The following is a 21,149-nucleotide window of genomic DNA, read 5'->3' as shown; positions in this document are numbered from 1 at the left end:
TCGCCCATCTTTTCGACCGGAAACTTTAGGTACGAGAGTATAATCCTAACAGGAGGTGTCAAAACTAGAATGGCAAGATACACCGGTTCTGTATGCCGTCTCTGCCGCCGTGAAGGTGTGAAACTCTACCTGAAAGGCGAGCGCTGCTACACCGAAAAATGTGCCATCGACCGTCGTGCGTATGCACCGGGTCAACATGGCGCTGCTTCGGCTCGCAAGAAAGTTTCCGAATACGGCACCCAGTTGCGCGAGAAGCAAAAAGCTCGCCGCGTCTATGGCGTTTTGGAAAAACAATTCCGTGGTTACTACGAAGAAGCTTCCCGCCGCAAAGGGATTACGGGTGAAACGCTGCTTCAGATCCTCGAAAGCCGTCTGGACAACGTTGTGTACCGTCTGGGCTTCGCTGCTTCCCGTCCGGAAGCTCGTCAGCTCGTGAAGCACGGTCACTTCCTCGTGAACGGCAAACGCGTAGACATTCCGTCCTTCTTGACCAATGTCGGCGACGTTATCTCGTTCGCTGAGAAGTCCCTCGAGTCCCCGCGCGTGAAGGAACTCGTTGAAGCTGCTGAATCCAAAGCAGTTGTGACCTGGTTCGAGAGAGACCTGAACACCAAGTCTGCGCGTATCGTTCGCGTACCGGCACGTGACGAGATCGACGTTCCTGTTGCAGAACAAATGATCGTCGAACTTTACTCCCGCTAAGATTTGAGTGACTCGGCAGATCTTCACCCTCAAAGCCTTGGTCTCACACCAGATTGTTCGAGTTGTCGTGAAGGAGGGTTACGTGCATGATTGAAATTGAAAAGCCGAGAATTGAGACTGTCGAAATCAACGAAAACGGTTCGTACGGAAAATTCGTGGTGGAACCGCTGGAGCGAGGTTACGGGACCACCCTCGGGAACTCGCTGCGGCGTATTCTGCTGTCGTCCCTGCCGGGCGCAGCAGCTACTACCGTGAAGATCGAAGGCGTTCTTCATGAATTCTCCACCGTTCCGGGCGTTGTCGAAGACACCACTGAGATCATCCTCAATCTCAAACGGCTTTCGCTGAAGATCCATTCCGACGAGGAAAAAACGCTGACGATCGACGCTGAAGGTCCGGGCGTCGTAACGGCTGCCGACATCCGTGTGGATTCCGATGTTGACGTGCTCAACCCGGATCTCCACATCGCGACTCTGGCCGATGGCGCTCGCCTCTTCATGGAGATTACGGCGAACGGTGGACGTGGTTATGTCCCGGCTGACCGTAATAAGAGAGAAGACATGGAGATCGGCGTCATTCCGATTGACTCCATCTACACGCCGATCGAACGCGTGAACTACACCGTAGAGAATACCCGCGTCGGACAGGTAACCAACTATGACAAGCTAACTCTCGAAGTCTGGACCGATGGGAGCATTCGTCCTGATGAAGCAGTCAGCCTGGGTGCAAAAATCCTGACGGAACACCTGATGTTGTTTGTTGGCCTGACCGATAAAGTTCGCGATACGGAAATCATGATCGAGAAGGAAGACGACAAGAAAGAAAAAGTCCTCGAGATGACCATCGAGGAGCTGGAACTTTCCGTCCGATCCTACAACTGCTTGAAGCGCGCCGGTATCAACACGGTACAAGAGCTGTGCTCCAAGACGGAAGAAGAGATGATGAAAGTCCGTAACCTCGGACGTAAATCTCTCGAGGAAGTGCAAGAAAAACTGCAGGACCTCGGTCTCTCACTCCGACAAGAAGACTAAAGAAGGAGGGAAACAAGCGTGGCATACAGAAAGCTGAACCGCACGTCCGGTAACCGTAAGGCGCTGTTCCGCAGCATGGTAACCGACCTGTTCATCTACGAGCGTATCCAAACCACCGAAGCAAAGGCAAAAGAACTGCGCGGTGTTGCTGAGAAGCTCATCACCCTCGCGAAGCGTGGCGACCTGCACGCTCGCCGTCAAGTTGCGTCCTTCGTTATGCCGGAACTGGCTAACGCAGAAACCAACCAAGACGTCGTTCAAAAATTGTTCTCCGAGATCGCTCCGCGTTTTGCTGAGCGTCAAGGTGGCTACACTCGCATTCTGAAAGTCGGCCCGCGCCGTGGTGACGGTGCTCCGATGGTGTTCCTCGAACTCGTTGAATAATCTTCAATGTGAGACGATGCGAGACGCGCACGAGGTTTGCTGGCACCAGCAAGCCTCGTTTTGTGTATCCAAAGGGGACAGAAACGATGCGAAACATCAAGTTGATCCTCGCGTATGACGGCACGGAGTTCCACGGCTTTCAGACTCAACCGAATCTGCGCACGGTGCAAGGCCTGTTGCAGAAAACGATTGAGGACGTCGTGGGACATTCCGTTTCCATCATCGGTTCAGGGCGCACCGACGCCGGTGTGCACGCCCGAGGTCAGGTGGTGAACTTTGCGACTTCGTCGCGTATTCCTATCGAGAAGTGGCCGATCGTGCTGAACACGAAGCTCCCGGATGACTTGGTCATTCAGGACGCAGAGGTGGTTCCGGACGACTGGCACGCGCGTTTCTGCGCCATCGGCAAGGAATACCGCTACCGAATCGACCGAAGCCCTTATACCGATGTGTTTTGGCGCAAGTACAGCCATCATGTCCCGTATCCGTTGCGCCTCGAACCGATGAGGGAAGCGGCAGGGCACCTCGTGGGTCGTCACGACTTCACGAGTTTTTGTGCGGCGAATACGCCGGTGGTAGACAAGGTCCGTCATCTGCACAACGTTGAAGTGATCGAGGAGGGCTCGCTGCTCACCGTCGTCTGTCGAGGAGAAGGCTTCCTCTACAACATGGTGCGCATCATCGCGGGCACCCTGCTCGACGTCGGCCGCGGCAAACTGTCTCCTGACCAGATTCCGGGCATTCTCGCTGCGTGCGACCGCACGCAAGCGGGAGTGACCGCACCGGCAAAAGGGCTCACGATGTGGAAAGTATTTTATGCGCAAAATGGTGAGTAGATACCTTGACTTCTAGCCTTTTCTCAGGTAGAATTATGAATGGTATTTTACAGCCCTTGCTACTCCCACTAGCCCCGGCTATTAAATACAAAGCAATTTAGGAGGGAAAATTCCCAATGCGTACCACCTTTATGGCGAAACCGAACGCTGTAGAACGCAACTGGTATATCATCGACGCAGCAGGCAAGACCGTTGGCCGTTTGGCATCTGAAGTAGCTCACATCCTGCGCGGTAAGCATAAACCGGAGTTCACCCCGGGCGTTGACATGGGCGACTTCGTAATCCTCATCAACGCAGAGAAAGTCGTCTTCACCGGTAAGAAACTTACCGACAAGCTCTACCGTACCCACTCCCTGTACCCGGGTGGTCTGAAAGAAACCACCGCTGGTACCATGCTCGCTACCAAACCGGAACGTGTTCTCTACAACGCGATCAAGGGTATGCTCCCGCACAACTCGCTGGGTCGCACGCAACTGACCCACCTGCGTGTATACGCTGGTACTGAGCATCCGCATGCAGCACAAAACCCGATCGCTTGGGAAACGAAGTAAGAGGAGGTTAGACTTCAATGGCACAAGTTCAATACTGGGGCACCGGCCGTCGTAAGCACTCCGTATCCCGCGTACGTTTGGTACCGGGCGATGGCAATGTCGTTATCAACAACCGCACCATGGACAACTTCTTCGGTCTCGAGACCCTGAAGCTGATCGTGAAGCAACCGCTCGTTCTCACCGAAACCTTCGGTAAGTACGACGTTCTCTGCAACGTAAAAGGCGGCGGGATGTCTGGCCAAGCAGGCGCGATCCGTCATGGTATCGCTCGTGCGCTTCTCAAAGCAGACCCGGAACTCCGTGGCGCTCTGAAAAAAGCTGGCTTCCTGACCCGTGACCCGCGCATGAAAGAACGTAAAAAATACGGTCTTAAAGCTGCTCGTCGCGCTCCGCAGTTCTCCAAGCGTTAATCTTGGCTTTTCTGCTGGACACGAGAAGGACAACCACTCTGTGGTTGTCCTTCTTTTTTTGTGCTTGTCTGCATAGGTTGTAAATGTTGGAGGTGGTCAAACATCCATGCGGACTGCACGGTTTGGAATGACGGTGGTGTTTTTTCTGATCGGGGCGATCGGGTTGTATATGGGGCTCGGGCAGTATCTGACGCAGCCGATCCTTTCTTGGACGTTGCCGCTCAAAGGCGAAGTGATCGCCATCGATGCGGGACACGGGGGCGTAGACCCCGGAGCGGTGGCCGCCGACGGCTCGGTGGAGAAGGACGTGACGCTGAAAGTGGCGTGGAAGTTGCGCGACATGTTGACCCAAGCGGGGGCGCATGTGGTGATGATCCGCGATGACGACCGAGATCTGGCACCTGAGGGAATGAAGGGTTACAGCCGCCGGAAAAGTCAAGACTTAAAGGAGAGAGCTACCATCGTGCGCGAAGGCGACGCGGGGCTGTTGATCTCGTTGCATTGCAACGCCGTAACGGACGATACGGCGACAGGGGCGATGACGCTGTATAATGGAGAGCATGAGGAGAGCAAAGTGCTCGCCACGGAGGTCCAAGAGGCGTTTCGTGAGACGCTCGGCGTCTACCGCAAAGTAATTCGCCGTGACGACATCTTCGTGCTGAAACGGGCTGACAAGCCCGGAGCGCTCGTGGAGCTCGGGTTCATGTCCAATCCGGGGGAAGCGGCGCAATTGCGCGAGGACTCCCATCAGGAGTTGTTGGCGCTCAGCGTCTACAAAGGGATCGTCAGCTACTACGCTCATGTCAAGCAGCGGTAACAATGGTATACTAGGGATGTTTTATTTAACTGGAGGTGTTCTCACATGGTAACGAGAGAAGCGATCTTGGACGCCCTGCGTCCGGTGCAAGATCCTGAAGTACATAAAAGCATCGTGGAATTGGGCATGGTGCGTGAAGTGGAGATCAACGGAGACCATGCCAACGTCGAAGTCGTGTTGACGATCAGCGGTTGCCCGCTGCGCAACAAGATCGACTCCGATGTGCGCGAAGCACTCGGCACCGTCGCCGGTTTGAAAACCTTCGATCTCAAACTCGGCACGATGACCGACGAAGAGCGTGCGAAGTTCCGTTCGGTGCTTCGCGGCGGTCAATCGGAGGAGGAAGCGATCACTCCGGCTCTGCTGGCTCCGGACACCAAGACGCAATTTGTCGCGGTTGCATCCGGCAAAGGCGGCGTCGGCAAGTCCACGGTGACGGCGAACCTCGCTGTAGCGATGGCGCGCCAAGGCTTCCGCGTGGGCATCATCGACGCGGACATCTATGGCTTCTCGATTCCGGGCATCTTCGGGATCGGTGATAAAAAGCCGACGGTGATCGACAACCTGCTGCTTCCGGTCATCGCGCACGACGTGAAGATTATCTCGATGCATTTCTTCGTGCCGGACAACCGCCCGGTCATCTGGCGCGGTCCGATGCTTGGCAAGATGTTGCGTAACTTCTTTGCCGAAGTGCATTGGGGCGACATCGACGTGCTCTTGCTGGACATGCCGCCGGGTACGGGGGACATGGCGCTGGACATCCACCAGCTCTTGCCGAAGTCCAAGGAGATCATCGTGACCACGCCGCAGCAGAACGCGACCGAAGTCGCAGCTCGTGTTGGGACGATGGCGATTCAGACGCAGCATGACATCCTCGGTGTGGTGGAGAATATGTCCTTCTTCGAACACAAAGGGGAGAAGCACTACATCTTTGGCAAGGGGGGCGGAGAGCGTCTGGCGCTGGAACTCAAGACCGACCTCCTCTCGCAGATCCCGTTGGGCGTCGCGAACGAGACCGGCGACGGCATCTACGATGCAGATTCGGCACAAGGCCTCGCGTACGCACACCTCGCGAAGACCATCGGCCGCAAACTGGAACAGGGCGTCACCACCGGCAAGTAACCGCGAAACCAGTACCCCAAAACCAGCACGCAAAAAAAGGAGCGATGCCCTCAGGCACTCGCTCCTTTTTCCATACGGCACGTTGTTCAAGTAGCTAGGCTCCAGTGCTCCAGGTAGCTGTGCTCCTTGTGACCATGCAACATGTGACTATGCAACATGTGACTATGCAACATGTGACTATGCAACATGTGACTATGCAACATGTGACCATGCAACATGTGACCATGCAACATGTGACCATGCAACATGTGACTATACTCCATGTAGTTCAACCCCTGAGGCTTTCTTCATATGGCTCGGGATTACTTCTTCCCGCCTTCGCCACCGCCGCCGGAGTCTTCTCCGCCGCTTTCGCCTTCTTTCTTCTCGCTGCCGCTGCTTTCGCCTTCCTTTTTCTCGCTTTCACCTTGTTTTTTCTCTTTCTCTTTATCTTGGTCGCCGCCGCTTTCTTTCTTCTTGTCTCCTTCGCCTCCGCCGCTTGAGGAGAGCGAAGTGGGTTCTTGACCGGATGCTTTTTTCTGATTCGGGGTCATCTCTTCGACGCCTTGCTGGATGGTTTGTTTCATCAGCTCCATGTAGATCAGTCGGAACTGCGGGTTCTGCAAGGACTGGGTCATGATGTCCATCGTCTGCTTACGGTACTCCGGCGTTTTCATGAGGTCGTAGAGCGTGCGCGAGTACTCGGGTGACTTGAGCAACGTAAGCATCATCTCTTGATACTCCGGGTCTTTCATCAGCTCTTTCAAGATCTTCTCGTTGTCCTTCTTGAACGTAGACGCCATCGCCGTGGCGAACTTCGGGTTTTTCATCTGTTCCATGAGGGTATAATGGCTACTTGAATCTGTCAGCGCTTTTTGCATGGCCACGGAGACGTCAGCTTCGTTGATGGCCAAGCTATGTTTGAATTGCGGGTCTCGCACGATGTCTTTCAGCGTATCGAGCCCTTCCTTGGTATGCAATATGTCCAAGACCATCTGCTTGGTCTCGTTGTATTGGGCGCGCGCTTCCGTCGGCTGAGCGTTAGCACTGTCGGAGCTGCCACTGCTACTGGAACTTCCACCTTTGGAGCCACAACCACTGACGGCGATTGCCATCGCCACGGCGGCCAGCGTTCCGATCTTCCAAGGGCGTTTCATTGGACGTCACCCCCTGTTGCTAGGATTGGTATGACTGTAGTGTGTGTCAGTTGTGGGAACGTATACTCTGGAACATATCGTCAATTGGGTGTTTGTGATATGATAAGGGAGGTTTTTCAACATCATAGTTTCGCATGTAGCAGGAGGCAGTCTATGAACCTTCGCAAGTTTTTCACTCTGTTTTTCTCCACGGCGCTGGTGGGGTTGATCCTCGGTGGGATCACGACCGCGACCGGGTTGTTCCATGTGAGTCCGGTGTTCGGCACCTTGCTCGGCGGGTTCCTGTCGGCGACCACGTTGATGGGCTTTTGGGCGTATCTCACGCTGAACTTCACCATGCGCAGCTTCGTTTCGTTTCGCATCTGGGTGTCGATTCAGGTGTTCTTGATCGGTCTGGTGATCTACGACATGGTGTACTTCCGCTGGCTGACGATGGCCGGTGGAGAGGGCTCGCTGTTGCCGTACATCGGATATGCGATGTGGCCGTTGGCCATCGCCTTGATCGGTTCTTACTTCAAGGGCCGTCTCTCCGGGATGCGTTCGTTCATTCCGTCGGTGTTTTTCCTGTATGTGTTCACATCCCTGGAGTGGTTTGTCGCGTTGAAGTCCAGCGCTCTCGTGCAGATGACCCAAGTCGGGATTATCTTGCTGGCGTGCAACTTGTACATTCTCTTCATGTACACGCGATTGCTTACGAAACAACAACCCTCACCGGCTCGGTGAGGGTTTTGTTTTTTCAAGAGCTATTCGGCTTTGGACGTGACGTTGGCGTTGGAGAGCAGTTCGCTGACCGTCAGGAACTCGTAGCCTTTCGCCCGCAAGCCGTCGATGATGCGCGGCAGAGCGTCGATGGTTTGGAGCGCGGAGTCGGACGCGTGCATGAGAATGATGTCGCCGGGGATTGCTTTGGAGACCACGCGGTCGACGATTTTATCCGGGCCCGGTCGCATCCAGTCACGCGAATCGGTGTTCCACTGGATGACGGTGTAGCCCATCGTGTTCAGCTTTTGAATGACCCGCTTGTCGAACGCGCCGTTGGGCGTGCGGATCAGGGTCGTTTTGACACCGGTGGTGTCGAAGATCGATTGTTCCGACTTGCCGACTTGCTCTTGAATCCACTCGTTGGGATGCTTCGGGAAATCGTCGTGCTTGTTGCCGTGGTTGCCGATCTCGTATCCCATCGTCTTGATGCGTTTGGCGATCTCCGGGTGGGTGGTGGTCCAAGGTCCGGAGAGGAAGAAGGTCGCTTTTTTCACGCCCTTTTGTTCCAAGATGTCGAGGATCGGGCCGGGAGCTTTCTCACCCCAAGAGATATCGAAGGTGAGCGCGACGATTTTTTTCTCGGTGTTCACTTTGTAGATGGCCCCTTGAGGGACCGGTTTTTTCCCCGTGGCGGGTTCTGCCATGGCGGGGAGGGACGTACCTTGATGTACAGACGGGCTGACCAGGAGTCCGGCGAACAGGGCGGCCGTCATCATCCACACGCCGGCCTTTTTCAATCTGTGCTTGTCACGCATGCGTGGAACACCTCCTGTATGTAGCATCTCGCGTACTTACTCTGTGGCAAAGCTCGTCTCTTTATGCGAAAGTAGAAGGATGGATAAAAAAGGGGGGCTGTGCGCCGCATGCAGTGTTTTCGCGTGTTACGTCAAAATAAAAACTACCTCTGGCTCGCATTCGGCATCTTCGTGCTGGGCTGGGTGATCGGCGAATTGTTCACGAATCAGATCTTGCACGTCATCCAACCGTCGCTTGACCAACTCAAACTTCTCGCCGAAAAAGCCAAAGCCAAGGACTCTGTCACCTACACATCAGGTCTGATCCTCGGCAACAACATCCGCGCCTGTGTGACGATGATCTTGGTCGGCATCCTCGCTTGCGCACCGACGATTCTCTCCTTGCTGTTCAATGGGATGATGATCGGCGTCATGCTTGGCAACGCGCAGGAGTCTGTGTTCGGCTTGGTGGCGTTCGGCATCCTCCCGCACGGGATCTTCGAAATGCCGGCGATCTTCATCGCGTCCGCTTTCGGGATCAAACTCGGGCGCGTGCTACTCGTCCCGCTTCGGGAAAAAACACGCTGGCAAAGCTTCAAATTCGTCTGGCGGGAAGTGTGGAGCGTGTCGTGGTTCGTCCTCGTCCTGCTCGTCGTCGCCGCTTCCGTCGAGGGCATGGTGACCCCGGTGCTTCTGCATACGTTCGTCGTGCAATAAAAAAAGGGACTCGTCCACAGGGGCGATGTCCCTTTTTTCTGTCACTTTTGCTATCTATAAGGGCTCACTTCTGATAAAATATAAACTATACAGTACAAAATGGGGCTTACATTTACTGCGACCTGCCTAACACTTGCACACAGAGAGTAAATTCTGGGGTTCCGTTGGAGGCGCTGATGGAAACTTTCTTTCATGACGTGATCATGTCGAATCTGGATTATATACTGTTTGTCGTCATTGTCGGGGCCTTTTTTCTGTCGGTGGAGTGGATCATGTACCGCTATATGCGGTCGGTCGGCTTGACCACGAAAGTCTACGGAGAGAAATTCTCGATGGGACGGGCGCCGCTGATTGCGATGGTCGTGGTGTTTTCGATCTTGATCGTCGGGTGGTTTGTCGTCGAGGACGCCGGCGAAGAGCAGGCGGCGACGAACCAGCGACTCGTCGAGGGCATCGCGCCGACGTTCGCGTTCGAATTGCAGAAGATGGGCCATTCCCAGATTCGCATCGCCACGCCGGAACTGGACCCGATGTACAAAGGCATCCTCACGACCGTCTCCAAATGGCTGACGATCAACCCGGAGATTGAACGAATCTACACGCTGCGCAAATTGCCGTATGGAGACAATTATTTCGTAATCGCGCCGGAGATCGACGGGGGAGACGGCCAGCACCGCCGCATCCCCAAGGCGCGCACTCCGATCGGACAGCTCTACCCGCAGCAGAGCGACGAACTGGAATCGGCGTTCAAAGGGCAGAAGACCTTCCTCGATACGATGACCGACCGAGGCGAGATGATCTCCGCGTATGTGCCGATCTATGACAATTTCGGCGAGGTTGAAGCGGTGCTCGGCATCGATTACGACGCCCTGACTTGGAACAAAAAAATCTCCTCCGCACGCCGGGGCGTTCTGCTGTTTCTGATCATCCTCTTGATTCCGGTGCATACGACCTACTGGGTGGTGTTCACGACGCGGGTGGAGCGTTTCCGGATGCGCAATCATTCGCGGGAGTTGGCGGAGAGCGAAGACCGCTTCCGTAAACTTTCCAACGCGACGTTTGAGGGCATCGTGATCGCCGACAACGGGCGCATCCTCGAAGTGAACCAGACGTTTGCGTCGATGTTCGGCTACAAGTCGTCCGAGATGCTCGGGATGCCGCTGGTCGGGCTCTTGCATCCCAATTCGCGCGAAGAGCTGCGGGTGAACATCCTCTCTGAGGACGACGTGTCCCACGAAGCGTTCGGGCTGCGTGCGGACGGCACTCCGATTGCCATCGAATTGGTCGGCACGACCTGTCTCTACCAAGGTGGCGTCGCCCGCGTACTTGCGGTGCGCGACATCACGGAACGCAGGCAGTCGCAGGAGATCATCAACCACATGGCGTACCACGACACGCTGACCAACTTGCCGAACCGCGTATTGTTCAATGACAGACTCTCAGAGGCGCTTTTGACGGCGGAGGAGCACGAGGAGCGATTGGCCGTGTTGTTCCTCGACCTCGACCGCTTCAAGAACGTCAACGACACGCTCGGTCACAGCATGGGCGACAAATTGCTCAAGGGCGTCGCGGCCAGGGTGGCCAACTGCGTCGGGCAAGACTCCATCGTGGCGCGGATGGGCGGCGACGAGTTCACGATCTTGCTGCCGAAGATCGAGAGCGAACTTGAAGCGATTGCGCTGGCGGAACATGTGATCCAGACGCTCGCGCAGCCGTTTGTGATCGACGACTATGAATTGCACACGACGACTTCAATCGGGATCGCGCTGTTCCCCGAAGACGGTCGCGACGCTTCGGTGCTGATGAAAAACGCGGACACCGCCATGTACCGCGCCAAAGACCAAGGCCGCAACAACTACCGCTTCTACGCCCCGACGATGAACGTGAGCGGGATGGAGCGGTTGGAGTTGGAGAACGGACTGCGTTATGCGTTGGAGCGCAACGAAATGGTCGTGTACTACCAACCGCGGGTCAACATCGGCACAGGGCAGATCATGGGGATGGAAGCTCTGGTGCGCTGGCAGCATCCGGAGCTCGGACTCGTCTCGCCGGGTCAGTTCATCCCGCTCGCCGAAGAAACGGGCTTGATCGTCCCAATCGGCGATTGGGTCTTGGAAACGGCGTGCCGGCAGAACAAAGCGTGGCAAGACGCCGGATACCCGCCGATGCACGTCGCCGTCAACCTCTCCGCCCGCCAGTTCCAAAGCCCGGGGCTGACGGAGCGTGTGCGGGAAGTCTTGGAGGAGACGGGGTTGGAGTCGCAGTATCTGGAACTGGAGATCACGGAGAGCATCACCATGCACGACATCGACTTCACGATCTCCGTGTTGCGCGAACTCTCGGCGATGGGGACGTTGATCTCGATTGACGACTTCGGCACGGGCTACTCCTCGCTGAACTACTTGAAGCACTTCCCGATCAACACGCTCAAAATCGACCAGTCCTTCGTCCGTGAGATCGCCATCGACCCGTACAACGCCGCCATCGTCACGACGGTGATCTACCTCGCGCAGAACTTGAAACTCAAAGTCATCGCCGAGGGCGTCGAGACGGAGGAGCAGCTTTCCTACCTGCGGGAACACCAGTGCGACGAGATGCAAGGCTATCTGTTCTCACGCCCCGTTCCGGCAGAGGAATTTGAAAAACTTCTCAAAGCACGACAACTGCAAATCGAAAAGACATCCTAAGAAATGGATGTCTTTTTTTATTGCATAATCATTCCGAACCATGTATTATTATTTCCTGTATACGAGAGCTGTTAGAATCATATAAAATAAAGTAGAATTGTCTGAAAAAGAGATAGAGCAAGAGACTCGAAACAGGGGGAGCAAATCGATGAAGAAAAACTGGAAAACACTGATGCTGATGGGAACGATGGTACTGGGCATGGGCCTGTTCACGGCAGGTTGCGGCTCGACTTCCACCAGCTCCGACGCGGGCAAGACCGGCGCCGACAAAGTCTATGTAGTGGGCACCGACGCTTCCTACGCACCGTTTGAGTCGATGAACGGCGAGAAAATTGAAGGCTTCGACATGGACGTTCTGTCTGCGGCAGCAGATGCGGGCGGCTTCAAAGTCCAATTCCAAAACACGCCGTGGGACGGGATCTTCCTGACCCTGAAGAACAACGACCGCGACATCGTCGCATCGGCCGTTACGATCACCGACGACCGCAAAAAAGAACTCGACTTCTCCGACCCGTACTTCGAAGCGACCCAAATGATCGTTTCCAAAAAAGGCGCGGAGCTCAAAACCCTCGCAGAACTCAAAGACAAGAAAATCGCCGTCCAAAACGGCACCACCGGCGACGATGTCGTCACCAAGATGCTCGGCAAAGACTCTCCGAACATCAAGCGCTTCGAAAACATGCCGCTCGCTCTGCTTGAGCTGAAAAACGGCGGTGTCGACGCAGCGGTGGGTGACAACGGCGTTGTCCTCGAATACACGAAAAACAACGGCGCAGGCGACTTCGTCACCGCGGTCGATTCCTCCTTCGAGAAGGAATACTACGGCTTCGCAGTCAAAAAAGGCAACACCGACCTGCAAACCAAGATCAACGACGGCCTGAAAAAAATCAAAGCGAACGGCAAGCTCGACGAAATCAACGCCAAATACGGTTTCAAAAAATAAGTCTCGGCTCCGAAGTGAAAGTTGCGTAGACCCATTGGGGCCTGCGCTTTTTCACCTTTTTGAACACAACACTCTCTAGAGGAGCGATATTATGTTCTCAAGCATTCGTTGGGATGCACTCAATGAGTACTTCCCGTTGTTCCTGAAGGGCATCGTGATGACCGTCGAGATCACGGTGATCTCGGTCGCCATCGGCGTCATTTTGGGCTTGTTCGCGGGGATGGGGCGCATCGCGTCTACGTGGATCGTGCGTTTGGTCCCGAACATTTATGTCGGTTTTTTCCGCGGCACTCCGTTGTTTGTCCAGATCTTGTTGATTCACTTCGCCGTACTGCCGGCGATCTTCGGCAAAAGTCCGCCGGCGATGGTGTCGGGGATCGTCGCTCTGTCGCTCAATGCCGGTGCGTACATCGCCGAGATCTTCCGTGCGGGGATTCAGTCGATTGACAAAGGGCAGATGGAAGCGGCGCGTTCGCTTGGCATGTCCCACTCGCAAGCGATGTTCAACATCATCCTCCCGCAAGCCGTTCGCCGCATGTTGCCGCCGCTTGGCAACGAAGCGATCATGCTGCTGAAGGACTCCTCGTTGCTGGCGGCGATTTCGCTGCCGGAAGTGACGTACTACGCGAAGTTGATGGCGGGCAAGACGTACCTCGCGTGGGAGCCGTACTTGACGATCGCCTTGATGTACCTCGTCTTGACGCTGGTCTTGGCGCGTCTCGTGAAATTCTTGGAAAGGAAGTATGGGACCGTATGATCACCGTTCGCAACCTGCACAAGTCGTTTGGTTCACTGGAAGTTCTCAAAGGCGTGGATTGCGAGATTCGCGAAGGCGAAGTGGTCTGCGTCATCGGCCCGTCCGGTTCCGGGAAGTCGACATTTCTGCGTTGTCTGAACCGATTGGAAGAGATCACCTCGGGCGAAGTCACCGTGTTTGACACGAACATCGCCGACCCGCGCGTGAACATGAACCACATTCGCACCGAAGTCGGGATGGTGTTCCAGCGCTTCAACCTGTTCCCGCACAAATCAGTCCTGCAAAACATCACCCTCGCTCCGCAGAAAGTCCGCCGCGCGGACAAGGCAGAAGCGGAGAAAAACGCACGAGAACTGCTGAGAAAAGTCGGCCTGTCCGAAAAAGCCGACGCCTACCCGAACCAGCTCTCCGGCGGTCAGCAACAGCGCGTGGCGATTGCCAGAGCGCTTGCGATGAACCCGAAAGTTCTGCTGTTCGACGAGCCGACGTCTGCACTCGACCCGGAGATGGTCGGCGAAGTTCTCGACGTGATGAAGCAACTGGCGAAGGAAGGGATGACGATGATCGTCGTCACGCACGAGATGGGCTTTGCGCGTGAAGTGGGCGACCGCGTGTTCTTCATGGACCAGGGCTACATCATGGAAGAGGGCAAGCCGGAGCAGATCTTCACGAACCCGCAAAATGAGCGGACTCAGAACTTTTTATCGAAAGTCCTCTAGTGATTGCATAAAGAGATGTTTTGTGGCGTAGGCTAGATAGCAACCTCTCTAGTCGCTGCAAAACATCTTTTTTGATCTCGCCCGGTGCAGTTGTGAGAGGGACCGGGGACAAGCTTAGGAGGAATGGAATCACATGCAAGGTACTGTAAAATGGTTCAACAACGAAAAAGGGTATGGCTTCATCGAACGTCCGGACGGGGATGACGTTTTCGTCCATTATTCCGCGATTCAAACCGAAGGCTTCAAAAGCTTGAACGAAGGCGACATCGTCGAGTTCGATATCACGACCGGTAGCCGCGGTCCGCAAGCGGAAAACGTCCACAAAAAATAATCCGGTAGTGTCCAAAAAAACCTCAGCCCCATTTGGGACTGAGGTTTTTTATGGTTTTGTTGCCATCATTTTGTCGTTCTGTGAAGGAGTATGGAGAGCGAGTCTGGAATACTATAAGTACGAAGAGAAGGGAGGGTACTTCATGAAGATTCAAGTACGCGGTAACCGACTCGAAGTAACAGAGGCCCTGCAGGATTATGTGGAGAAGAAGATTGGACGTCTGGAGAAGTTCTTCCATGATGCGTCCGGTCATGCGGTGCATGTCACCCTGTCCGTGGTGAAAAGCAAAGACCTTCACGTGGTGGAAGTCACCTTGCCTTTCAACGGCCTCGTCATCCGCGCCGAAGAGCGCTCCCCTGATATGTATGCTTCCATCGACGCTGTCTCGGATAAGTTGGAGACCCAGATCAAGAAGCACAAGGACAAGATCAACCAACGCATGCAACAGGAAGGCATTCATACTCTCTTCAAGGAAATGGAAGCCGTTCCGACGCCGGCTGTTGCCGACGACGAAGACGAGATCGTGCGCGTGAAACGCTTTGCGATCAAGCCGATGCCGTTGGATGAAGCGGTATTGCAGTTGGACTTGTTGGGGCATGATTTCTTTGTTTTCAGCAACGCGGAGACTCAGGAAGTCAACGTAGTGTACAAACGCAAGGACGGGCAGCTCGGGTTGATCGAGCCGACGTTCGCGTAAATCATTGATTGAAAAAGGTCAGCCTCCGTCTGCGGAGGCTGGCCTTTTGTGTCGAATCATTTCTCGGGAAATAGCGCGTGAGAGGCGGGACAAGCATGTTGGCGGTCGTGATGAGCGGAGGATACGGATACACAAAGTCCCCGGCGGGGATTCTAGAAGCGATGAGTTCCGTGCGACGAGGGATGACGCTGGATTTGGTCGAGAGGTTTCTAGCAGACCCCCGCGTGCTGTGCGTGGTTTGCACCGATGACAGGGAACTGGCGCAACAAGTCTGCGCGATGGGTGGAACAGTGACTTGGACGGGCAGGCCTTCTGAGGAGGCAAGGGCTTCTGAGGAGGCAAGGACTTCTGAGGAGGCAAGGACTTCTGAGGAGGCAAGGACTTCTGAGGAGGCAAGGACTTCTGAGGAGGCAAGGACTTCTGAGGAGGTAAGGGCTTTTGAGGAGGTAAGGGCTTTTGAGGAGGTAAGGGCTTTTGAGGAGGTAAGGGCTTTTGAGGAGGTAAGGGCTTTTGAGGAGGCTGGGGTTGCGAGTGAGAGTGGGTTTGATTGGTTGGGGACTTTGAAGGCGGTGGTGGGGGAGTTTTCTCGCGGGGGGGAGGAGCCAATTGTTGTGGTTGGTGGGTGTGGGGCTCCTTTTTTGACGGGGAATGGGGTGCGTAAGTTGGTTGAGTTGGAGGGTGTCGGGGTCTGGCAGAACAATCGTATGTCGCCCGACATCGTGTGGGTGAAACCGGCTTCTGCGGTGTTCCAAGTCCACGATTGCTCCACCGACAACGAATTCGGGTTCGCCCTCGAATCTCAAGCGGGGCTCCCCGTTCACTACTTCCCCTCGGAGATGGGGCTTTTTTTCGACGTCGATACTCCGCTGGACGCCCTGCTCGCGGCGAAGCATCCATCGGCGGGGGAGCGCCTGCGCGTGACCTCGACGTTTTTACCGTATCAAGGGGACTTGGAGGACCTGCTGACGGTGCTTCAACGCCCTGACTATCCGGACGTCGCCCTCCTTGGACGTGTCCATCCTGTGGAGGCAGAGCAGTTCGGGCAAACGCTCGGGCTGCGCATCCGGGTCTTTTCCGAAGAGCGCGGCATGAAAGCTCTCGGCCGCGTGGACAAAGGCCTCGTGCGCAGCCTGATCGCGACGCTGATGGACGCCAAAGGCGTTGAAGCGTTTTTTGCCGAATTGAACGGCATGGCGTCCGCCGTTCTCTGGGACACCCGCGTGCTGTTCGCTCATTTCAATCTGCAACTCTCCGACCACGACCGCTTCGCCGCCGACCTCGGACTTCTCGAACACATCCACGACCCGTTCTTACGACGCTTCACCCAAGCTGCTATGGACGCAAAAATCCCCGTGCTCACCGGCGGCCAAGGACTCGTCTCCGGGGCATTGCGACTGTTGCGCGAGGCTTGCCCCCGCGAAAACTAGGCACCTGCCCAAGCACCTCCGCATATCGTGAAAGTACGGAGGTGACCGATGATGACCGTTTGGTTGTGGATTTTGAAGTTTTTCGTGTTCCTCGTCGTGTTTCGCGTCGTCCAGATTGCCGTATGGAACTTCCGCAAGGCGTTCTACGTCCACCCGCTGATCATCGACTTGCTCGTGACCATTCTCGCTCTCGTTGCACTGGGGACGCTGGCGGCGGGCGGTTGGTATGCGTTGATCGCGTTCGCAGCGCTGTTTGGCCTGATCCGTGGCGATCAAGAGCATGGAGATGCCGCAGCGAAACGGCAACTGATGTGAGTTTGAACACGGACGCGGGTGACCGAACGAGGGTCACCCTGCTCTATTTTTTTACATAGGATTTAAGTCTGGACATTTGCAGTTGTACGTCTGTAGGAAACAATGATACAATTTTATACTAAGACGAACTGTATCTACATGTCGTCGCAAGCTGAGAGGAGTGAAACCTCATGTTGGGCCTCCTGAAAAAGATTGTTGGAGACAGCAACGAACGAGAAATCAAGCGGTTGCTCAAAACCGTTGAGAAGATTAATGGCCTGGAAACGAGTGTTTCGGCTATGTCAGACGACCAACTTCGCGGCAAGACGCTCGAATTCAAGGAGCGTTTTGCGAAGGGCGAGTCGCTCGACGCCATTTTGCCGGAAGCATTTGCAGTCGTCCGTGAAGCGGGCAAGCGCGTGCTGGGCAAGCGTCATTTTGACGTGCAGCTCATGGGCGGTATGGCCCTGCATTCGGGCCGAATTGCGGAGATGCGCACCGGGGAAGGGAAAACCTTGGTTGCAACTCTGCCGTCGTACCTGAACGCGATTTCGGGCAACGGCGTACACGTCATCACCGTCAACGACTACTTGGCGCGCGTCGGTTTTGAGGAGATGGGTCAGATTCACCGCTTCCTCGGCCTGACCGTCGGCTTGAACGTCAGTGGCATGGACCACGGTTCGAAGCAAGCTGCGTATGCGGCAGACGTAACCTACGGGACGAACAACGAGTTCGGCTTCGACTTCCTGCGTGACAACATGGCGTTGTCGATCGGGGAAATGGTGCAGCGCCCGCTGAACTTCTGCATCATCGACGAAGTGGACTCCATCCTCATCGACGAAGCTCGTACCCCGCTGATCATCTCGGGACAAGCAGAGAAGTCCACCGAACTGTACTTCCGCGCGAACATTTTCGTCGCCGGTCTGCGCAACGAAGTGGATTACACCCACGATGAGAAAGCCAAGTCGGTTATCTTGACCGACCAAGGCACGAAAAAAGCGGAGCGCTACTTCGGCATCGGCAACCTCTTCGACCAAGAGAACATGCTGGTCAACCACCACATCAACCAAGCGATGAAAGCTCATGTCACCATGCACCGTGACAAGGACTATGTCGTTCAGGACGACCAGATCATCATCGTCGACGAGTTCACCGGCCGCCTGATGCAAGGTCGCCGTTTCTCGGACGGTCTGCACCAAGCGCTCGAAGCCAAGGAAGGCGTGCGCGTTCAGAACGAGTCGAAAACCCTCGCGACGATCACGCTGCAGAACTACTTCCGCGGATACAAAAAGCTCTCCGGCATGACCGGTACGGCGAAAACCGAGGAAGAGGAATTCCGTTCGATCTACGGCATGGACGTTCTCACCATCCCGACGAACCGCCCGAACGCACGTTTGGACATGCCGGATGTGATCTACAAAAACATTCGCGGCAAGTTCAACGCCGTCGTTCGCGAGATCAACGAACGCCACAAAAACGGCCAGCCGGTGCTCGTCGGTACGACGTCCATCGAGCAGTCGGAGTACCTGTCTTCGCTGTTGAAGCAAGCGAAAGTTCAACACCAAGTGCTCAACGCGAAACACCATGAGAAGGAAGCGGCGATCATCGCACTCGCAGGTCAACGCGGAGCAGTCACCATCGCAACCAACATGGCGGGACGCGGTACCGACATTTTGCTGGGCGAAGGTGTGGAAGAGATCGGCGGTCTGCACGTCATCGGGACCGAGCGTCATGAGTCCCGCCGAATCGACAACCAGTTGCGCGGTCGTGCCGGTCGTCAAGGGGACAAAGGTTCTTCGCAGTTCTTCTTGTCTCTGGAGGACGATCTCATGCGTCTGTTTGGCGCGGAGAACATTATGAACGTCATGAACCGACTCGGTTTGGAAGAAGACCAGCCGATCCAAGCGGGCATCGTCTCCAAAGCGATCGAGAGCGCGCAGAAGAAAGTCGAGGGCAACAACTTCGACATTCGGAAGCACGTCCTCAAGTACGACGATGTCATGAACCAACAGCGGATCGTCATGTACAAGCAACGCCGCGAGATCCTCGAAGTGAACGACTGCCAGCACGTGGTGTTGGACATGGTCCACGAACTCGTCGAGACGGCCGTCGAGCAATTCTGCCCGAAGGAAGTCGTCCCGGAGGATTGGGACATCCCGGCGCTGATCGAGTATGCCGAAGCTCGTTTCATGCGAGAAGGCAAACTGGACGAGGCCGAACTGCGCCAGTACGCAACTCAGGAAGAAATGATCGAACTCTTCCTCGAACTTGTCGACAGGGAGTACGAAGCGCTCGAACAACATCTCGGTGGCGGAATGCGCGAATTTGAAAAAGTCATCCTGCTTCGCGCGGTCGACTCCAAATGGATCGATCATATCGACGCGATGGACCAATTGCGCCAAGGGATTCACCTGCGTGCATACGGTCAGCGCGACCCGCTGATGGATTACAAGTTCGAAGGCTACGAGATGTTTGAAGAGATGATTCACAACATCCGCGAAGAAGTGACGACCTATGTCTTCAAATCCTACGTCGGCGTCGGCATGCAAGCACCGGAAAGCCCGACGATGGGTCTGCAGACGGTCACGATCGGTCCGGGCGAAACCGGCAAACCGGAGCGAAGCGAATAATTCGGGAGTGGTGAGCAGACATGGCAGCCCAAACTTTTGGTGAACTGCGTACAGAGCTTCAGAATACAGCCAGACGCTTGGCGGACATCGGGAGGTCTCTTTGACCTCCCTGGCAAAAAAGCTCGCATAGCCGAGTTGGAAGAGCAAATGTCCACGCCGTCTTTTTGGGACGATCAAGAGTCGGCGCAGAAGGTCATCAACGAAAACAACGCGCTCAAGGGCAATGTGGACCGCATGGAGAAGTTCCAAGCGGAGTTTGACGACCTTGAAGCGATGCTCGAACTCGCTTATGAGGAGAAAGACGAAGACTTGTTCCTCGAGTGCGACAAAGGGACGGAAGCGATCAAGTCCAGCTTGGAGAAATTCGAGCTGGAACTGTTGCTGAGCGACCCGTATGACAAAAGCAATGCGATTCTTGAACTGCATCCGGGTGCGGGCGGCACGGAGTCCCAAGACTGGGCTTCGATGCTGTATCGCATGTATACCCGTTGGGCGGAACAGCGCGGCTACAAAGTCGAAGTGCTGGACTACCTGCCGGGCGAGGAAGCGGGGATCAAGAGTGTTACGATTTTGGTCAAGGGTTATAACGCATACGGCTACCTCAAGGCAGAGCGCGGTGTGCATCGTTTGGTGCGCATGTCGCCGTTTGACGCATCGGGCCGACGTCACACGTCGTTTTCTTCGGTGGATGTAATCCCGGAGATCGACGACAGCGTGAGCATCGAGATTCGGGAAGTGGACCTCAAGATCGACACATACCGTGCGACGGGGGCCGGTGGTCAGCATATCAACACGACCGACTCGGCGGTGCGGATTACGCATTTGCCGTCGGGCGTGGTGGTGACGTCGCAGGCGGAGCGTTCGCAGATCAAGAACCGTGCAGCAGCGATGAAAGTCTTGCAGGCGAAGCTTTATGAGTTGGAGCGCAAGAAGCAGGAGGAAGAGCTGGCCGCGCTTCGCGGCGAGCAGAAGGACATCGGATGGGGCAGCCAGATCCGTTCGTACGTCTTCCACCCGTATTCGCTGGTCAAAGACCATCGCACCAATACGGAGATCGGCAACGTGCATGCGGTGATGGATGGCGAACTCGACCCGTTCATCGACGCATTCCTGCGCAAACAGATCGAGACCAAGATCGAGGAATGACGAAAGAAAGAGGCATTCGCACAAGTGCGGTGCCTCTTTTGCTTTGTTTTGTTCGGGAATGTGCGTTGAGTTCGGGGTGTGGGACATGCTAAGATAGCTCTTGTCGCCGCGAGAGACGCGGTGGTGAAAGTAAAAGATGGTTGTTGACAGATGGACATGCCTGTGGTAGTCTAATAAACGTCGCCTCTGAGCGACACGATTGATCCTTGAAAACTAAACGAGTGATAGATGAAGATCGATTCGAGTCAGAACCAAACTTTTATTGAGAGTTTGATCCTGGCTCAGGACGAACGCTGGCGGCGTGCCTAATACATGC

Annotated in this window: 22 protein-coding genes and 1 rRNA gene; 21 read left to right on the top strand and 2 right to left on the bottom strand. The window is 55.3% G+C overall.

All coding sequences use genetic code 11. The annotated features are described in order from the left end of the window. Nucleotides 1-69: 69 nt before the first annotated feature. From rpsD to JJB07_RS22545, 8 genes are all read left to right on the top strand, one after another. On the top strand, nucleotides 70-702 hold the full coding sequence (gene rpsD / locus JJB07_RS22580; RefSeq protein ID WP_201638381.1) for a 30S ribosomal protein S4: 633 nt from the start codon (nucleotides 70-72) through the stop codon (nucleotides 700-702). Nucleotides 703-788: 86 nt separating this feature from the next. After that, nucleotides 789-1,733: a DNA-directed RNA polymerase subunit alpha gene (locus JJB07_RS22575; protein WP_201638380.1), complete on the top strand. Its 945-nt coding sequence runs from the start codon at nucleotides 789-791 to the stop codon at nucleotides 1,731-1,733. 18 nt (nucleotides 1,734-1,751) lie between these two features. Continuing rightward, nucleotides 1,752-2,117, top strand: coding sequence for a 50S ribosomal protein L17 (rplQ, locus tag JJB07_RS22570; protein WP_201638379.1), 366 nt, complete (start codon nucleotides 1,752-1,754; stop codon nucleotides 2,115-2,117). Between the two features lie 86 nt (nucleotides 2,118-2,203). Further along, on the top strand, nucleotides 2,204-2,953 hold the full coding sequence (gene truA, locus JJB07_RS22565; protein WP_201638378.1) for a tRNA pseudouridine(38-40) synthase TruA: 750 nt from the start codon (nucleotides 2,204-2,206) through the stop codon (nucleotides 2,951-2,953). Nucleotides 2,954-3,069: 116 nt separating this feature from the next. Next, nucleotides 3,070-3,504 carry a 50S ribosomal protein L13 gene (rplM, locus tag JJB07_RS22560; RefSeq protein ID WP_201638377.1) on the top strand — a complete coding sequence of 145 codons (435 nt, stop codon included), beginning with the start codon at nucleotides 3,070-3,072 and terminating at the stop codon, nucleotides 3,502-3,504. Nucleotides 3,505-3,521: 17 nt separating this feature from the next. Then, entirely contained in the window at nucleotides 3,522-3,914 is a 393-nt protein-coding gene (gene rpsI / locus JJB07_RS22555; protein ID WP_201638376.1) for a 30S ribosomal protein S9, read from the top strand. 106 nt (nucleotides 3,915-4,020) lie between these two features. Continuing rightward, a complete protein-coding gene (locus tag JJB07_RS22550) occupies nucleotides 4,021-4,731 on the top strand; it encodes an N-acetylmuramoyl-L-alanine amidase (RefSeq protein ID WP_201638375.1) in 711 nt (236 codons plus the stop codon). Nucleotides 4,732-4,776: 45 nt separating this feature from the next. Next, on the top strand, nucleotides 4,777-5,853 hold the full coding sequence (locus JJB07_RS22545) for an Mrp/NBP35 family ATP-binding protein (RefSeq protein WP_201638374.1): 1,077 nt from the start codon (nucleotides 4,777-4,779) through the stop codon (nucleotides 5,851-5,853). A gap of 302 nt (nucleotides 5,854-6,155) precedes the next feature. Here JJB07_RS22545 and gerD read toward each other — a convergent pair whose 3' ends face one another. Continuing rightward, the gene (gene gerD, locus JJB07_RS22540) at nucleotides 6,156-6,989 is read right to left on the bottom strand and encodes a spore germination lipoprotein GerD (protein WP_201638373.1); all 834 of its coding nucleotides are present in this window, start codon (nucleotides 6,987-6,989) and stop codon (nucleotides 6,156-6,158) included. Nucleotides 6,990-7,142: 153 nt separating this feature from the next. Between gerD and JJB07_RS22535 the strand changes: the two genes are divergently transcribed. After that, nucleotides 7,143-7,712, top strand: a complete 570-nt coding sequence (locus JJB07_RS22535) for a KinB-signaling pathway activation protein (RefSeq protein WP_201638372.1) — start codon at nucleotides 7,143-7,145, stop codon at nucleotides 7,710-7,712. 20 nt (nucleotides 7,713-7,732) lie between these two features. Here JJB07_RS22535 and pdaB read toward each other — a convergent pair whose 3' ends face one another. After that, nucleotides 7,733-8,506: a polysaccharide deacetylase family sporulation protein PdaB gene (gene pdaB / locus JJB07_RS22530; protein WP_201638371.1), complete on the bottom strand. Its 774-nt coding sequence runs from the start codon at nucleotides 8,504-8,506 to the stop codon at nucleotides 7,733-7,735. A gap of 108 nt (nucleotides 8,507-8,614) precedes the next feature. Between pdaB and JJB07_RS22525 the strand changes: the two genes are divergently transcribed. The 12 genes from JJB07_RS22525 to JJB07_RS22470 all read left to right on the top strand — a co-directional run. After that, complete coding sequence (locus tag JJB07_RS22525) at nucleotides 8,615-9,202, top strand: stage II sporulation protein M (protein ID WP_201638370.1); 588 nt, start codon at nucleotides 8,615-8,617, stop codon at nucleotides 9,200-9,202. A 176-nt stretch (nucleotides 9,203-9,378) separates the two neighbouring features. Then, complete coding sequence (locus JJB07_RS22520) at nucleotides 9,379-11,889, top strand: putative bifunctional diguanylate cyclase/phosphodiesterase (protein WP_201638369.1); 2,511 nt, start codon at nucleotides 9,379-9,381, stop codon at nucleotides 11,887-11,889. 148 nt (nucleotides 11,890-12,037) lie between these two features. Then, nucleotides 12,038-12,832: a basic amino acid ABC transporter substrate-binding protein gene (locus JJB07_RS22515; RefSeq protein WP_201638368.1), complete on the top strand. Its 795-nt coding sequence runs from the start codon at nucleotides 12,038-12,040 to the stop codon at nucleotides 12,830-12,832. Between the two features lie 91 nt (nucleotides 12,833-12,923). Beyond that, on the top strand, nucleotides 12,924-13,589 hold the full coding sequence (locus JJB07_RS22510; RefSeq protein WP_201638367.1) for an amino acid ABC transporter permease: 666 nt from the start codon (nucleotides 12,924-12,926) through the stop codon (nucleotides 13,587-13,589). Continuing rightward, nucleotides 13,586-14,308 carry an amino acid ABC transporter ATP-binding protein gene (locus JJB07_RS22505; RefSeq protein WP_201638366.1) on the top strand — a complete coding sequence of 241 codons (723 nt, stop codon included), beginning with the start codon at nucleotides 13,586-13,588 and terminating at the stop codon, nucleotides 14,306-14,308. Before JJB07_RS22510 ends, JJB07_RS22505 begins: the two co-directional genes overlap by 4 nt. Nucleotides 14,309-14,441: 133 nt before the next feature. Further along, the gene (locus JJB07_RS22500; protein ID WP_201638365.1) at nucleotides 14,442-14,639 is read left to right on the top strand and encodes a cold-shock protein; all 198 of its coding nucleotides are present in this window, start codon (nucleotides 14,442-14,444) and stop codon (nucleotides 14,637-14,639) included. A 142-nt stretch (nucleotides 14,640-14,781) separates the two neighbouring features. After that, on the top strand, nucleotides 14,782-15,336 hold the full coding sequence (gene hpf / locus JJB07_RS22495) for a ribosome hibernation-promoting factor, HPF/YfiA family (protein WP_201638364.1): 555 nt from the start codon (nucleotides 14,782-14,784) through the stop codon (nucleotides 15,334-15,336). 653 nt (nucleotides 15,337-15,989) lie between these two features. Further along, nucleotides 15,990-16,763 (top strand): hypothetical protein, encoded by a 774-nt coding sequence (locus tag JJB07_RS22490; protein ID WP_201638363.1) that lies wholly within the window; start codon nucleotides 15,990-15,992, stop codon nucleotides 16,761-16,763. Between the two features lie 51 nt (nucleotides 16,764-16,814). After that, nucleotides 16,815-17,078, top strand: a complete 264-nt coding sequence (locus JJB07_RS22485) for a hypothetical protein (protein ID WP_201638362.1) — start codon at nucleotides 16,815-16,817, stop codon at nucleotides 17,076-17,078. A gap of 170 nt (nucleotides 17,079-17,248) precedes the next feature. Next, nucleotides 17,249-19,687: a preprotein translocase subunit SecA gene (gene secA, locus JJB07_RS22480; protein WP_201638361.1), complete on the top strand. Its 2,439-nt coding sequence runs from the start codon at nucleotides 17,249-17,251 to the stop codon at nucleotides 19,685-19,687. A 20-nt stretch (nucleotides 19,688-19,707) separates the two neighbouring features. Further along, nucleotides 19,708-20,833, top strand: a protein-coding gene (gene prfB / locus JJB07_RS22475; RefSeq protein ID WP_201638360.1) for a peptide chain release factor 2 whose coding sequence is annotated in 2 segments (ribosomal slippage) — nucleotides 19,708-19,788 and nucleotides 19,790-20,833 — 1,125 coding nt in all. Because the reading frame shifts where the segments join, the coding sequence is not laid out codon by codon here. A gap of 258 nt (nucleotides 20,834-21,091) precedes the next feature. After that, nucleotides 21,092-21,149 (top strand): 16S ribosomal RNA (locus tag JJB07_RS22470); the annotation flags it as partial.

It is taken from the genome of Tumebacillus amylolyticus, assembly GCF_016722965.1.
Classification (GTDB): domain Bacteria; phylum Bacillota; class Bacilli; order Tumebacillales; family Tumebacillaceae; genus Tumebacillus; species Tumebacillus amylolyticus.
The sequence above is the reverse complement of the archived record's forward strand: the minus strand, read 5'-3'. Positions and strand labels throughout refer to the sequence as shown.

Bases quoted from the DNA above. Each gene is read 5' to 3' on its own strand.
- rpsD (WP_201638381.1), top strand. From the start codon at position 70: ATGGCAAGATACACCGGTTCTGTATGCCGTCTCTGCCGCCGTGAAGGT.
- JJB07_RS22575 (WP_201638380.1), top strand. From the start codon at position 789: ATGATTGAAATTGAAAAGCCGAGAATTGAGACTGTCGAAATCAACGAA.
- truA (WP_201638378.1), top strand. From the start codon at position 2,204: ATGCGAAACATCAAGTTGATCCTCGCGTATGACGGCACGGAGTTCCAC.
- rplM (WP_201638377.1), top strand. From the start codon at position 3,070: ATGCGTACCACCTTTATGGCGAAACCGAACGCTGTAGAACGCAACTGG.
- rpsI (WP_201638376.1), top strand. From the start codon at position 3,522: ATGGCACAAGTTCAATACTGGGGCACCGGCCGTCGTAAGCACTCCGTA.
- JJB07_RS22550 (WP_201638375.1), top strand. From the start codon at position 4,021: ATGCGGACTGCACGGTTTGGAATGACGGTGGTGTTTTTTCTGATCGGG.
- JJB07_RS22545 (WP_201638374.1), top strand. From the start codon at position 4,777: ATGGTAACGAGAGAAGCGATCTTGGACGCCCTGCGTCCGGTGCAAGAT.
- gerD (WP_201638373.1), bottom strand. From the start codon at position 6,989: ATGAAACGCCCTTGGAAGATCGGAACGCTGGCCGCCGTGGCGATGGCA.
- JJB07_RS22535 (WP_201638372.1), top strand. From the start codon at position 7,143: ATGAACCTTCGCAAGTTTTTCACTCTGTTTTTCTCCACGGCGCTGGTG.
- pdaB (WP_201638371.1), bottom strand. From the start codon at position 8,506: ATGCGTGACAAGCACAGATTGAAAAAGGCCGGCGTGTGGATGATGACG.
- JJB07_RS22525 (WP_201638370.1), top strand. From the start codon at position 8,615: ATGCAGTGTTTTCGCGTGTTACGTCAAAATAAAAACTACCTCTGGCTC.
- JJB07_RS22520 (WP_201638369.1), top strand. From the start codon at position 9,379: ATGGAAACTTTCTTTCATGACGTGATCATGTCGAATCTGGATTATATA.
- JJB07_RS22515 (WP_201638368.1), top strand. From the start codon at position 12,038: ATGAAGAAAAACTGGAAAACACTGATGCTGATGGGAACGATGGTACTG.
- JJB07_RS22510 (WP_201638367.1), top strand. From the start codon at position 12,924: ATGTTCTCAAGCATTCGTTGGGATGCACTCAATGAGTACTTCCCGTTG.
- JJB07_RS22505 (WP_201638366.1), top strand. From the start codon at position 13,586: ATGATCACCGTTCGCAACCTGCACAAGTCGTTTGGTTCACTGGAAGTT.
- JJB07_RS22500 (WP_201638365.1), top strand. From the start codon at position 14,442: ATGCAAGGTACTGTAAAATGGTTCAACAACGAAAAAGGGTATGGCTTC.
- hpf (WP_201638364.1), top strand. From the start codon at position 14,782: ATGAAGATTCAAGTACGCGGTAACCGACTCGAAGTAACAGAGGCCCTG.
- JJB07_RS22485 (WP_201638362.1), top strand. From the start codon at position 16,815: ATGACCGTTTGGTTGTGGATTTTGAAGTTTTTCGTGTTCCTCGTCGTG.
- secA (WP_201638361.1), top strand. From the start codon at position 17,249: ATGTTGGGCCTCCTGAAAAAGATTGTTGGAGACAGCAACGAACGAGAA.